Genomic DNA, 14,545 nt, shown 5'->3' on the forward strand with positions numbered 1-14,545 from the left:
ATTAAAATTTAAAGCCCAGTCTCGTGAAGAAAAACGCGCCGTTGCTTCCCATCTGAACAGGATCCCATGCACCGCCGGACTCTGTGAGCGATGGCGTGTGTAAATCAGGATAAGCGTTCAGTAGATTGCTGCCTCCCAACGATACGGAAATATTTTTAGTAAACTCGTAATTTACCGTCAAGTCCACCTGAACTTTCGGTTTGTATATATCCGTATACTCGCTCTCTGAATATTTTACGCCGGTAGTTACATTTTTCACTTCGCCGTAATTCCAGTTTACAAGTTTAATTTGGCCAAACCGGACTCCTCTTAACATGAAGCTGAGCTTCTCTACAGTATAATCAAACGTTAGATTTACTTTAGAAGGTGGAGCTGAAGCAAGCACAAAACGTCGTTCTCTTTTATTAAAATAGGTGTCTTCTTTACCCGCAAGCTTCGGACTTGTATTAACGTCGCCTAACTCCATGTAATTTAGATTGGCAGCCAATGTTGTATTCAATTTACCGGCTCCCAGATTACCTGAATGTGCTGCAATAATGTCAATTCCATAGGTTGTAGTTGAAGACAATGCATTCGTGAAAAATTGAGCCTGACTCACATTAAGCGATTTTAGCAATGATCCTATCTCACGGTCGGTATCCTCAAACTGGCCTGTAAGCACAACACGATCTTTTACTTTTACATAATAACCATCAACTGTTAAAGAGAAGCCGGAAGCCGGCCTAACCGTTACCCCAATGCTTGCATTTTCAGATGTTTCCTGTTTCAGTTGAGGTATACCCAGAGTTTTAGCCACTTCACTGTCATTATTTGCCAGAAGTACCTCAACCGCCTTGCCATTTACAAAGTTTGTAAAGGTCGAATTGAAATACTTTTGAGCCAGTGACGGCGCACGAAAGCCTGTACTCACCGATCCCCTGAGTGCCAGTAAGTTTGATATTTTATAACGTGCACCAACTTTTCCGTTAATCGTACTTCCAAAGTCGCTATAGTTTTCAAAGCGTCCTGCGATATCAATGAGCAGATTCTTTGTTAAATCTGCTTCAACATCTACATATGCGCCCATATTGGATCGTCCTTTATTAATCACGTTCGCTGGACTAAAACCCGGAAAGCCTTGAGAACCACTTTCAAATTTTGGATCATAGTTGTAATAAGATGGCCGGTCACCCTCAAAAATTTTATAGCGTTCAGTTCTGTATTCAGCACCAAATGCGATATTTAAGCCCTGAAAAATAGTTTTGTAAAAACGTGATATGTTTAAGTTGCTTACATTTTGTCCCAGCTGAAAGCCTCCTGCATCAAAAGACGTAGGAGACAAAGGTCCAAGAGAACGGTTTAATGAATTATTTACAAAAAAGTGAAATTTATTAAAACCGTATGTATTGCTCAGATCAATATCCCACTGTTTCCAAACACCTCTCACCCCTCCGGTGACGGAACGGTCGTCTATGGTGCTGGCAATGACCGGATCAAAACCGTCCGGATATACAGATGGAATATTTCGGTCATCATTTTTAAACCGAGTCCACGCGTAGGCATCACCTTTCCTCTTATTTATTCCGCCAAAGCTATAAATCTGAACACCTTTCAACACCGGAACCATCGCATTGAAATACAATGAACCATTTTGCATCTTGGGATCACCATATTGGCGTCTCACAAGTTCTTCTTCCGGATGTGTATATGCACGGTTCGTATGCGCACGGGAATTGTAGTCAGCCGTAATATTTACAAAACCTTTCTTTGCAATAGCTAGTCCATAATTCGCATTGACACTGTAATTCAATCCATCAAAAGTTTTGCTATCGTTCCTGTATTTAGCCAGGTAAATACCTGAATTTGCATTTACAGTCAACTGATTTACATTTTCTTTCAACACAATATTGATCACTCCCGCAATTGCATCAGATCCGTATTGAGCAGCAGCTCCATCACGTAAAATTTCAATTCTTTCAATGGCCGCGGCAGGAATTGCGTTCAGGTCAGTTCCTGTATTTCCTCTTCCTCTCGAACCAAACAAATTAACCAAAGAAGATTGATGCCGGCGTTTACCATTGATTAATACCAAAGTCTGGTCTGGCCCCAAACCGCGCAAAGAAGCCGGATCAACGTGATCTGCACCATCCGAACCTGTTTGGCGATTGGAATTAAATGAAGGAACGGCAAACTGCAAAAGCTGGTTTACATCCAGCTGACCCTGCTTCGTAGTAATTTCGCGGATATCAATCACGTCAACCGGAGAAGGTGTATCTGCTGATGAGCGATTTAGGCTTCTGGAACCAACCACGGTTACCTGGTTTAAAAGTGTAGCGTCCTCAAGGGTAAAGTTCTGTGTGCCTTTGCCATCAATCTCTCTTTCTATTTTATTATATCCAACATAGGTGACAATCAATGTGGCGTTGGTGTAGCCAACCATCAGCTTATAAATACCATTTCCATCAGTAATAGCACCGTTATTTGTGCCCTTCTCAATTACAGAAGCACCAATAAGCGGAACACCTTTTTCATCCAGCACCTTGCCTGCAACTTTAAACTTTTGTGCAAAAACGGCAAAGGAACAAAATGTAAACAATAAGGAAAAGCAGATTTTAGCCATGATGATGATGTGATTAATTATACTGTAAACAAAACAATAAAATAATACTGATACTGCCTCCTGAAAATTAAATTTTATCTTTGCCTTAGAAAAATACTATCCTTTGGTAATCCTAATATTATGTTGTTTTCCCTGCTTAAAACTTCACTTGGCCGTCTTCGCATTGTAGCTGTGCTGGAAGGAATTTCATTTCTGGTTCTTTTAGGAATCGCAATGCCACTCAAATACATGGCAGGCATTCCCCAGGCTGTCCGAATAGTAGGTATGGCGCATGGAGTACTTTTTGTTTTATACGTTTTGCTATTGTTACAGGTTGCTATCGAAAGAAGTTGGTCCTGGAAAAAATCTATTTTGGCGTTCATTGCATCCTTTATTCCTTTCGGAACATTTTATGCTGATGCCAAATGGTTTAGAGAATAATTTCTGCTTTTAAATAAATACTTAATCCTGCGTTTTGATCTGATCAACCGAAGCGAGTGACATCCTATACCCAAAAAGATATTGAAAAAACTTCTTACCATCATTCTTTTTTCCTGCTTGCTGACGGGCCGGCTATCGGCTCAAAAGCCCAATGAAAAATATCAATATCATATTCATCCGGCTACGTCAGAAATCTCCGTCGACGGTGTTGCCAATGATCCCGCCTGGCAGAACGCGCAGATAGCTACCGATTTTTTCATGATCACACCTATGGATACCAGCTTTTCCCGCTGCAAAACCGAGGTAAGAATGGCATATGATAAACAGAATCTGTATATCCTTGTGGTTAACTACAAACCGGCAAAAGGGGCGATCATTGTGGAGTCATTAAAACGGGATTTTAGTTTTGGAAAAAATGACAACTTTCTGCTTTTCATGGATACCTTCGATGACCGCACAAACGGATTTTCGTTTGGCGCTAATGCGGCAGGAGCACCCTGGGACGGACAGCAGGGCGATGGCGGAACGGTGGATCTGAGCTGGGATAACAAATGGCTGTCGGAAGTAAAAAATGATGATGATAAATGGGTTTGGGAAGCAGCTATTCCTTTTAAAAGTATCCGTTACAAACCCGGAATTTCAAAATGGGGAATAAATTTTAGCCGCCAGGATCTGACAATTTCTGAAAAATCTGCCTGGGCACCTGTTCCGAGACAATTTCCATCCGCTTCTCTTGCTTACACCGGCGTTCTCGTTTGGGACACGCCTCCTCCGAATCCGGGACCAAATATTTCGCTGATTCCCTTTGCAGCAACAAGACTGACCAAAGATTATCAAAGAGACACACCCAATAAATATAAAACCACGGTTGGCGGGGACGTGAAAATTGGCTTGTCTCCTTCTCTGAATCTTGACCTGACGGTAAATCCGGATTTCTCGCAGGTGGACGTTGATGTACAGCAAACGAACCTGAACCGCTTCGAACTTTTCTTCCCTGAACGGCGGCAATTCTTTCTCGAAAATGCAGATTTGTTCGCCAACTTCGGTTATGCCAGCATCCGGCCGTTTTTCTCCCGACGTATTGGATTGGGTGTCCCCATCCAATTTGGGGCCCGTATGAGCGGGAAACTGAATAAAAACTGGCGCATCGGAATCCTGGATGTACAAACAGCATCTCAGGATAGCACACCAAAAAATAACTATGCTGTTTTCGCATTGCAGCGTCAGGTCTTTGCCCGTTCCAATGTTCGTTTTATTTTTATTAACCGGGATGCTATTAATTATTTTCCCGAGAAACATGCTTCTTTAAACCGTTACAACCGTAACATTGGCGCTGAATATAACCTGGCGAGTGTGAATAATCTCTGGACAGGTAAAGTAATGTTTTTAAAATCCTTTACTCCGGGTAAGTCAACTGATGATTTTGTTCATGCAGCAGATCTTAAATTTAATAAGGCGAATTTCTTTTGGCAATGGCAGCATGAGTATGTTGGAAAAAATTACAATGCCGAAGTAGGCTATGTACCTAACGCGACAAGGATGGGTTATTACAAGATCAGTCCTAACGTGGGTTATTTGTTTTTTATAAAATCTCCCAAGATTATTAGTCACGGCCCTAAGCTGGTAAGTAATATGTACTGGGACAAATCCTTTGACCCCAGCGACCGGGAATTTGTACTTTCCTATAACATCAACTTCATCAACCGGGCAACGATTTCTGTTTGGGGAGCCAGCAACTACGTGCGTTTGTTAAGACCTTTTGATCCAACCAACTTAGGCGGACCAACTTTGGCAACCGGTACAGAACACAACTGGAAGTCAACCGGCTTTGATATTGCCTCCGGTCCGCAAAACCGACTTACCTACAATGCATCTGCCATTTTTGGTGGGTATTATGATGGCGGACATCGTAACAATTTAAGAGCTGAACTCGGGTACCGCGTCCAGCCATACGTTGCCATTGCCATGGCCGGAAACTACAACGATATCCGTTTGCCCGATCCCTGGAACCGCAAGGAACTCTGGCTGGTTGGCCCGCGCGTGGATGTGACGTTTACAAATAAATTGTTTTTTACCACTTTCATGCAATACAATAATCAGGCTGACAACATCAACCTGAATGCCCGTTTACAGTGGCGCTACAAACCTGCTTCTGATTTATTCATTGTTTATACTGACAATTATCTGCCGGAAAACTTCATAGTAAAAAACAGGGCTATTGTTCTGAAATTTACGTACTGGTGGAACCTTTGAGCCTTTAATGTTAATTTACTGTTACTCTTCTATTATCATTTTTGCAACAAAACAGATTTTCTTGGAGTATTTAAAAGAGAAGATTGCATGTTACTTTTGGTGACCAAACAATTTTCATAATTTATATTTGTCTGGCTAACGGACATTTGGCCCCATATTTTGTATGGAGTTATACCACCAAATTCTGACAACATATGATCATTCAGTTTTGCGGATTATCCGGTGCCGGAAAAACCACACTGGCAACCGGTGTTAAAAACCAGCTCTCTGAAAAAGGAGTACGCGTTGAAATAATCGACGGAGATCTTTACAGAAGCAAGCTGGGTAAAGATCTTGGTTTCTCAAAAGCGGACCGACAGGAAAATATAAGGCGTCTCGGATTTCTGGCAAGCCGATTTTCGGCCCACGGCATTGTAAGTATCATGAGTGTGATCAACCCCTACGAAGAAATAAGAACGGAACTCGTCAATAGTTACGAAAACGTAAAAACCATATATCTCGACTGCTCTCTGGAAACTTTGTTTCAAAGGGATACCAAGGGTTTATACAAAAGGACCTTACTACCAGAGGATCATCCGGATAAACTTAAAAACCTTACCGGGGTAAACGACCAGTTTGACAGACCGGATTGTCCTGATCTATATATCAATACCGGCCTGAAAACCATTTCGGAGTGTACGGACGATATCGCTGGATTTGTTCTGCAAAATCTTGATAGTGACTTTCCTTTGCGTTCAGAAACAATGCATTTTAAAGGTCTGTCAAATGAATAGCAACGTTTTGATCATTGCCGGGATGCACCGGTCGGGTACATCTTTAGTTACCCAATGGCTCTATCGCTGCGGATTACATGTAGGCGACGAATTATTGGGCGAAGGAATTGGAAACGCAGACGGCCACTACGAAGATCTGGAATTTTATGAGTTGCACAGGAATATTCTCTTGTCACAGAATCTTACGGATGACGGATTCACAGAAATACCTGCTTCTGAAATGACTGAAGAGCAAAAATTGAAGGCAAATGCGATCATTTCAGACAAGAGCAGCAATCATGGCGTATGGGGCTGGAAAGATCCGCGTACCTGCCTGTTTCTCCAGGACTATAACAAGCTGATTCCCAAAGCCAAATATCTTGTAGTATTTCGGGATTTCCATTCTACGATTAGTTCGCTGATCAGCCGTACTTATAAAGTCATGCATGAACATGATGAACCCATTGACAATCCGGGCTTTTTCATGAGGTATAAATTAAAAAGGAAAAAGGCACGGGAAATCAAAAACCTGTGCAAGTCTGAAGCTTCGCGGTTTTTGAAAATATGGATTTTGTATAACCGGGAAATTTTAAAACTTATTGAAAACAAATCCCGGGAAAGCTATTTGGTTTTAAACTATGAAACGCTGATTCATCGCGATCAGGAAGTTTTTTCACAATTGACAGAAGCCTGGAATTTTTCACTTCAGTTTGTCAGTTTTCTGAATATTTTTAAGCCTGCTTTAATAAGCAAAAATCTTCCTGTCGACCGCTATGTTAATAAAACGCTTTATAACGAAGCCTATCAGTTACAGGAAATGTTATCAAAAATGAGCCGCTGAAATATTTATCTCAGCGGCTCTGCATTCATAAAACATCCTGTTTATCAGTAAAAAACTTCTATGTTTTTACTTTTTAGCTGGCTAAACTGAGGACCGTATTTAACTTCCCGGTCATCCTGCAAAAATGGATTTCCTCTTAAAAATAACTTATTCAGACGCTGAACAGACAGAAGTTCAACCGGAAATTCGGTAAAATTATTAGATGATAAATCCAGATCCTGTAAACTGGCAAAACGAGTCAGCTCGGATGGAAAGTCGGTAAACCAGTTAAAACCAAGATCCAGAATAAGTAGATTATTGAGTTTAACTATGTTTGCAGGCAACTTGCTGAGATGGTTATGATGCGCATAAAGAACATTCAGTCGTTTCAGCTTATTGAGTTTTTCGGGTAAAACAGTCAGTTGGTTATTGGCAACGGCGAGATGTGTAAGCCGCTTTAATTTTGTGACGGATCCAGGCAATTTTTCCAGGTTGTTATAATACAAATCCAGAACTTCCAACCGGCGCATTTTTTTCACACCACCAGGAAGAGAAGCGATCCTCGCTTTGTAAAGATTCAAGTCTCTGAGACGTTTCATCTTTCCAAAACTTCTGTCACTCAGTGCCGATAATTTGTTACGGCCCAGCCAGAGCGTTTCCAGTTTTTTACAATTTTTCACTGCAAAAGGAATGTCGTGAATTATATTTCTTTGCAGATTTAGTAATTGCAGCGTTTTATTTGAAGAAATTTTGATGGAATTTTCTGACAAAATATTCCCACTCAAATTCAGATGTTTAAGTTTAGGTAATCTCGACATATTGATGTTAACCTCTTCAAGATCGTTATCCAGCAGGCTTAGCATTTCCAGATTAGGAAAGCGATAAATTACATCCGGAACAGATTTTAGCAACGCTCTTTCCAGATAAAGGGTTTTGATTTTTAAAGTATCAACACTGGCCAGTGCGGCGTCTAATCCCTTAATCACACTATCCTTTTTTACAATAACCTTTTCCGTTCCTTTCAATTTACTCAACATACTGCCAACAATGCTATCATTCTGCGCTACGGCTTTTGATTTGAGTTCCGAAGCGCTTATTGTAAAATTACTATACAGATTCAGTTTAGATTTCTCTCCGATATGCCTTTTTGAAATGAATCCCGCCAGCTGCGCCGGAAGGTTTTCTGAAATGATCCGGCTTAACGAATCCTGATTAAAATCGGGCTTCCTCAGTACGGCTTTGCCATTTTCCACAACCCACATATTGCCCCCGAAATTGTAAATCAAATAATCGATTTTACCCTCGTTGTTCAAATATAAGCTGCTCGCCACAGTTAGCTTTTCCACTTTTTTCGGACCCATAACAACGTCCAAAGCATTCCGGATAGCATCGTAGATACTCCTGGGCACTTCAAGTCCCAGTTCCTGTCCCTCAGGATATTGTTTATCGAGCTCCTTAACAGTTAAATTTTTTTTTACAGATTCTTTTTCACTCAGGACAACCAGCTGCGCGGAGGCATATCTGGTCAATAGAAGTAATGCGAAGGTTAGTACTATTTTCATATCTAATAGCAATTATGTGAGGCCACAAATTTAACTAAAAGATTAGTCCAACAAAGAAAATAAAATATAATTTTCTTATATATTTTATAAAGTTAAAATGTAGGTTTGAACAGAGTATTAATCTCTCTTCAAATAATCGCTAAAAATATTGTGAGAATTATTTACTGCGCTCGATTGTGTATTGAACAAGCTGTTCCAGGGACTGGCGGTGTGCGGAATCGGTAAATTCGTATAGTAAGACACGCGCCTCTTCCACGTAGCGCTGCATCACTTCCTGAGCATATTTAAGTCCGCCTGAATCCTTTACGAAGGCAATTACCTCGCTCACTTTTTTCGGCTTGTGGCTTTCATTACGAATGATATTGATGATCCGTCGTTTTTCCAGCCAGCCTGCCTGATTGAGCGCATAAATTAGAGGCAAAGTCATTTTCTTCTCCTTGATATCGATACCCAACGGTTTGCCGATTTCATCTTCACCGTAATCAAAGAGGTCATCTTTGATCTGAAAAGCCATACCTACTTTTTCACCAAAAGCATGCATCCGTTTCACAACTTCCTCCCCTGCCCCGACAGAACAGGCACCGACCGCACAGCAGGAAGCAATTAAAGACGCTGTTTTTTGCCTGATGATCTGATAATAAACATCTTCATCGATATCCAGGCGTCTTGCTTTTTCAATTTGTAAAAGTTCGCCTTCACTCAGTTCTCTTACAGCGGTGGAAACCAGTTTCAAAAGGTCAAATTCACCATTGTCGACCGAGAGAAGAAGGCCTCTTGAAAGGAGATAATCGCCAACGAGAACCGCAATTTTATTTTTCCACAAAGCATTCACTGAGAAGAAACCACGCCTGTAATTGGAGTCGTCCACAACATCATCGTGAACAAGTGTGGCGGTATGCAGCAGTTCAATTAACGCAGCGCCCCTGTAAGTAGATTCAGTTACATTACCGCATACTCCGGCTGAAAGAAAAACAAACATTGGCCTGAGCTGCTTTCCTTTACGGCGCACGATGTAATTCATGATCTGGTCCAGAAGCATTACATCGCTTTTCATAAATTGACGAAACTTCTGCTCGAAAGCCTTCATTTCATCGGCAACGGGTAACTGAATATCCTTTATTGAAAGGGTCATATAAATAACGGGGGCACTCCTATCCCTACTGATGTGAAAAGCCGGAACAGAACCGGAGTAAGATTTAATCAATTAACCGGTTTCTGTAATCCAATGTTCAAATTTGGAATAAAATCTTTTGTTTATACCAATTTTAGAATGAAAATGTTTAGAATTGAGAAAAAAAGAAACTTCAATGCGATACAGCTTCTTTTACAGGCGAAGTGTATTGAAAGATTTCTTATTAAAAAATTATAAATTTTCCCAATCAAGGCTAACAGCTAATTGCTGAAAGCTAATAGCTGATAAATATGAAAGCACTCGTCCTGGGCGGCGGATCAATGAAAGGAGCATTTCAGGTTGGCGCCATTCAGGCTGTCCTTGAAAGCGGATTTCAACCGGATATGATTTATGGAATTTCAGTTGGTGCATTAAATGCAACATTTTTGGTAAATGAAGCCGAGCGACAGCGAAGCGAAAACGGTGAAATCAACTGGCCATTAGCAGGAAGAAAACTGCTGGAATTCTGGATTAAAAACATAACACTGCCTCAGGATATTTCTACGTTAAGATCACGGGTCAAACTTGGTGTCAACACGCTGATGAGCCGTTTCGACGGACTTCTGGACCCTTCTCCCCTGCATAACCTGATCCGGAAAAATGTTAGTGATGCCTTGTTGGAAAACACCAGCATCAAAGTAAAAGTAGGTGCGGTCAATATTGAAAGCGGAGAAATGAAATACGTTTCTCCGCAGGGAAATAAACATTTCCTAGATTATGTGCGTGCGAGTTCATCCATACCGATGCTAATGCCTGCCGTCAAAATAGAAAATGGTTTGTTTCTGGATGGGGGACTTCGGGAAGTAATTCCGATTCGCCCGGCAATTACAGACGGTGCAACGGAAATCATGATGCTTGGCTGCCATTCTCCGCATCTCTACCAACCCGAAGGCCTGAATGCGCGCAATCTGATCACCCTGATAGAACGTGTTCGGGATATAACCGTAAATGAGGTAGCAAACAGCAATATCATTTGGGCTGAATCTTTTGTAGACCGTTCCGTTCTGCGCGGAACGCCCATGAAACTAACAGTAATCAGGCCGGCTTCACCTTTGATACTGGATTTGCAGCATTTCACCTCTGATGATATTTCGAGGCTGATTGTAGAAGGCTACAGGGCCGGGGTGGAGACTTTGAGGGATGTAGCACAGCAGCAATTATAAAGTAACCTGGTCAGTAAAATTGATATTAGCAGCATAAAAAAATCCCCTCGAATGAGGGGATTTTTTTATGCTGCTAATATCTCTCCGATTAGTTGAAGATATATCTAACACTGAACTGCATGAAATAGGTAGAAGTAGTACTTACGTTATTTCTGAAAGTTTCAGTAGCCAGTTTACCTCTGTCAGTCTGAAGTTGGAAGATTGGTTTAACAGTACCGCCTGGAACCAAAGCAGCAACGTTTGTCACATCAAGAATAGATGGTGCATTTACGATTTTGTATTTACCCCAGCTTGAATTAAGAAGGTTTCCAAAGTTGAAAATATCAACACCAACCTGGATTGTATTTCTTGATTTACCGATATTGATAAAGATGTCCTGAAGGAATTTCACATCGATCTGGTTTCTCCATGGAAGTTTCGCTCCGTTTCTTTCAGCATATTGACCCTTGTGTTTGCTCAGGTAATCATCCTGATCAACATATGCGAAGAATGCATCACTTTGCTGCTGTGCAGTATAAGTTACCGCCTCAGTACCTGTTCCGATTGTTTTAGGAGCAAACGTAATTTCCGAAGCATCTCTTGGAATGTAGATCAAATCATTTCCTACATAACCATCTCTATTGAAATCTTTTGCATAAAGGTATGAGAACCGGCCTGCAATTGATCCGTTGTAAGCAACAGAAAGTGTAGTTGCCAAATGTTTGATATATTCCTTGCGATAAGAAACATAAGCTGTAACACGTTCAGGAAGAACAAAACCTGCATAACCCAACGTCGGCGTATTACCACCGTTTACAGTTTCATTAGCTTGCCATGCCGACAACGGCTGATCGCCGCTACCGTCTGAAAGGTTTTTAGCTTCTGATCTTGTGTAAGCAAGCATTGCAAAGAATCCATTGCTGAATTGCTTTTCAACTTTACCTGTAACAGAGAAGTAATGTCCTTTGCTTCCGTTGTCTACCACCGTTGTATTCAATGCCTGTGTTCCTCTTGTGTCACCATTTGCTACCGGCGTACTTGGTGCAGGGTTACTTGCACTTAAAGTTGCACTTGTCAACGGATTCACATATTTATCCTTTGTAAGGTTAGGATAAATCATGCGGTTATCAGCATATCCTGCTACGTTAAGTGCAGTAGGATTAACAAGGTTGGCATTTCTGAAAATCGCCGTGTTCAAATCCTTATTGTAAATCGCATCTATAGAAACTACGAAACCAGCTCCCAGTTTTTTATCAATACCCAAGCTTGATTTCCATGACTGAGGAAACTTAAACCCGTTCGCCATTGCACTTACAGTTCCCGGAATGATAGTTCCTGCCGGAGGAACCGTTGCAGGGCGGTAAGCACCTGGGTCCGGATTGAAAGCACCCGGTGTGTTCGCAGCACCGCTTGCACTTGTAGTAACCTGAAGCATACCAGCATCACCCGCCTGACTAACGATCCATACGAATGGAATTTTACCTGTGAAGATCCCTGTTCCTCCACGAAGCTGCAAAGTACGATCTCCTAATACATCATAGTTAAACCCTACGCGTGGAGACAACATAATTGCAGATTTTGGCAGAATACCAGTATTGATTTTTTCACCGTTTGCGAAAGTAAGATTTGCAACCAATGGATTTGATCTAACTTCAGAAACATCCGGGTAAGTTGGAAGATCTGCACGAAGACCCAGAGACACTTTAAGGTTTTTAGAAACCGTTATATCATCCTGGATGTAAGCTGAATATTGAGCAAACTTGAAACTTGGGAAAGCCTGCGCATAACCCGGAGACAAAGAGAACGTTTGCGCGAAGTTGATTGGTTTTGCACCTGTTGCAAAATCATTCCATGAAGCATAAACATATGCACTAGTTCCAAAACGCTGGAAACCATTCGTAGTTGTACTAAAATCTGCCTGCAAACCAGCTGTGAATGAATGTTTGCCGGCAATCCAGGTAAGGTTATCTACGAAAGAGTACATCTTAACTTTACGAAGGTTACCATAAGAAAATGGCTCATATCCGAAACTTGCAAATGAAGTACCATCTTTCAAAATATCAACAAACGGAAAAATCGAGCTTTCTGACTCACGGGAGTCATTCTGGAAAGTGTAAGTTCCGCGCAAAACGTTAGCAAACTTAGAACCAAGCTGTGAGTTCAACTCAACGGCTGCCGAATAGAAGTTAGCCTGTTGGTAGTAGTTAGAGTTTTTAAACCAAAGCATTGTATTGCTGGTTCTGCCTCCTCCTGTTGGGAAACTAAATCCAGATCCGGTGGTTGAAGTACTTGGAGCAGTTGGCTCACCACCTTCAACCTGGCTGTAACGAACGTTCAAACGATGTTTTGAATTGATGTTCCAGTCAATACGGGCCAAAAATTTATTTCTTTTGATTTCCGTGTTGTAGTTATCGTAAGGTCCTGTTTCATATCCGTAGTTCGTACGCAGGAAGTTACTGATCGCATCCAGTTCCGAAGCCAATGGTCTTACGATGTTACTCGCGCTTCCAAAAGAACCTGGTCCTGATGTAGCAGTTGCTGCGAAGTTGGTCTGTACCTGTTTAGGCTGATTTTCAGTTTCGTAGTTAACGAAGAAGAAAAGTTTGTTTTTAATGATAGGTCCGCCCAGTCTGAAACCAATTTGCTCGAAGTTAAAAGGAGGTCTTGTAAATTCTTCATCACCAACTTTATCTCCCTGCTGTTTTTCTGATCTCCAGTAACGGTAAGCAGAACCGGAAAAAGTGTTATTACCTGATCTTGTTACTGCATTAATAGAGCTACCGATAAAGCCCGACTGACGCACGTCATAAGGTGCAATACTTACCGAAATTTCGTCCAATGCATCCAGTGAAATCGGAGAACCACCAGCCGGAAGGTTACCACCAATACCAAAACTGTTATTGAAGTCAGCACCGTCAATGGTGAAGTTATTCTGTCTGTAGTTACCACCCGCAACCGATGAACCGTTTGCTTGTGGCGTCATTCTTGTCAAATCGTTTATGCTGCGTGTTACCGAAGGCATAACCTGAATTTGTCCTCTTCCAATGTTTGTAACAGCACCCATTCTGTCGCTGTTCAGAATTTGTCCCTGCCCCGAAGAAACAACAACTTCATTCAATTGAACATCTCCCGAAGCAAGTTCAAGATTCAACGCGTACGGCTCACCAAGTTTAAGGTAGATGTCGTTATACGTTTTAGGCGAAAAACCAACGAAGCTAACGGTAACCTTATAAGGCCCGCCAATTCGCATGTTTGGAATGCTGTAATTTCCGCTACCTGTAACCGAAGTTCCATACTCAGTTCCCGAAGGTCCGTGAATGGCTACGACAGTTGCACCCGGAAGAGACTCTTTCCCGTCGGTTACCGTACCATTAAGAGAAGAAGTTGTTACCTGAGCATACAGCTGTCCGCTCAAGATAGACAATGAAAATACGAGCAACGCAGTAAACGCTGCCCTGAAAAGTAAACTTTTCCTGTTCATAAAATTTGGGATTGTTTTGAAAAATGAGTTAGGCCCATCGGTTGATGACAAACAAATTATGCCGCAAAATAAGTTTTTTTTTAGTTCTTAAACAAAGTACCAAATCCTACTAAAATGCTATACTATTGCACATAACTGCCTGATTTATTGGAATAATACAGAAATTCATATTTATAATTAAACATCGGTCACATTATGTTTTTATTAAGATTCAATCTCTGTTATTTTTTTTCTTTAAAAGAATTCCTGCCGACCTTTACCGCACGTGTCAATAACCTGTCCTTGGGCAATTTTGCACGGATAAAGGTTCTAAAATCGAACAATTGCTACATTAAGAAATTGTTA

At 41.3% G+C, this 14,545-nt stretch carries 9 protein-coding genes; 5 read left to right on the forward strand and 4 right to left on the reverse strand.

The window, feature by feature from the left end; translation table 11 throughout:
• Position 1: 1 nt before the first annotated feature.
• Positions 2 to 2,599 (reverse strand): TonB-dependent receptor, encoded by a 2,598-nt coding sequence (locus E0F88_RS08235; protein ID WP_131957764.1) that lies wholly within the window; start codon positions 2,597 to 2,599, stop codon positions 2 to 4.
• A gap of 120 nt (positions 2,600 to 2,719) precedes the next feature.
• Between E0F88_RS08235 and E0F88_RS08240 the strand changes: the two genes are divergently transcribed.
• The 4 genes from E0F88_RS08240 (at position 2,720) to E0F88_RS08255 (ending at position 6,865) form a co-directional block, all read left to right on the forward strand.
• The gene (locus E0F88_RS08240; RefSeq protein ID WP_181956082.1) at positions 2,720 to 3,019 is read left to right on the forward strand and encodes a DUF3817 domain-containing protein; all 300 of its coding nucleotides are present in this window, start codon (positions 2,720 to 2,722) and stop codon (positions 3,017 to 3,019) included.
• Positions 3,020 to 3,100: 81 nt separating this feature from the next.
• Positions 3,101 to 5,272, forward strand: a complete 2,172-nt coding sequence (locus tag E0F88_RS08245; protein ID WP_131957765.1) for a DUF5916 domain-containing protein — start codon at positions 3,101 to 3,103, stop codon at positions 5,270 to 5,272.
• Positions 5,273 to 5,466: 194 nt separating this feature from the next.
• Positions 5,467 to 6,045, forward strand: coding sequence for an adenylyl-sulfate kinase (gene cysC / locus E0F88_RS08250; RefSeq protein WP_131957766.1), 579 nt, complete (start codon positions 5,467 to 5,469; stop codon positions 6,043 to 6,045).
• Positions 6,038 to 6,865 (forward strand): sulfotransferase family protein, encoded by an 828-nt coding sequence (locus E0F88_RS08255; RefSeq protein WP_131957767.1) that lies wholly within the window; start codon positions 6,038 to 6,040, stop codon positions 6,863 to 6,865. Before cysC ends, E0F88_RS08255 begins: the two co-directional genes overlap by 8 nt.
• Before the next feature lie 44 nt (positions 6,866 to 6,909).
• On the opposite strand, the gene E0F88_RS08260 is transcribed toward E0F88_RS08255, so the two are convergent.
• Positions 6,910 to 8,406: a leucine-rich repeat domain-containing protein gene (locus E0F88_RS08260; RefSeq protein WP_229213701.1), complete on the reverse strand. Its 1,497-nt coding sequence runs from the start codon at positions 8,404 to 8,406 to the stop codon at positions 6,910 to 6,912.
• 157 nt (positions 8,407 to 8,563) lie between these two features.
• A complete protein-coding gene (locus tag E0F88_RS08265; protein WP_131957769.1) occupies positions 8,564 to 9,538 on the reverse strand; it encodes a polyprenyl synthetase family protein in 975 nt (324 codons plus the stop codon).
• Positions 9,539 to 9,828: 290 nt separating this feature from the next.
• On the opposite strand from E0F88_RS08265, the gene E0F88_RS08270 reads away from it, so the two are divergent.
• Positions 9,829 to 10,740 carry a patatin-like phospholipase family protein gene (locus tag E0F88_RS08270; protein WP_131957770.1) on the forward strand — a complete coding sequence of 304 codons (912 nt, stop codon included), beginning with the start codon at positions 9,829 to 9,831 and terminating at the stop codon, positions 10,738 to 10,740.
• 88 nt (positions 10,741 to 10,828) lie between these two features.
• Here E0F88_RS08270 and E0F88_RS08275 read toward each other — a convergent pair whose 3' ends face one another.
• Complete coding sequence (locus E0F88_RS08275; RefSeq protein WP_131957771.1) at positions 10,829 to 14,200, reverse strand: TonB-dependent receptor; 3,372 nt, start codon at positions 14,198 to 14,200, stop codon at positions 10,829 to 10,831.
• Positions 14,201 to 14,545 lie beyond the last annotated feature (345 nt).

The sequence above is a fragment of the Dyadobacter psychrotolerans genome (assembly GCF_004349265.1).
GTDB lineage: Bacteria > Bacteroidota > Bacteroidia > Cytophagales > Spirosomataceae > Dyadobacter > Dyadobacter psychrotolerans.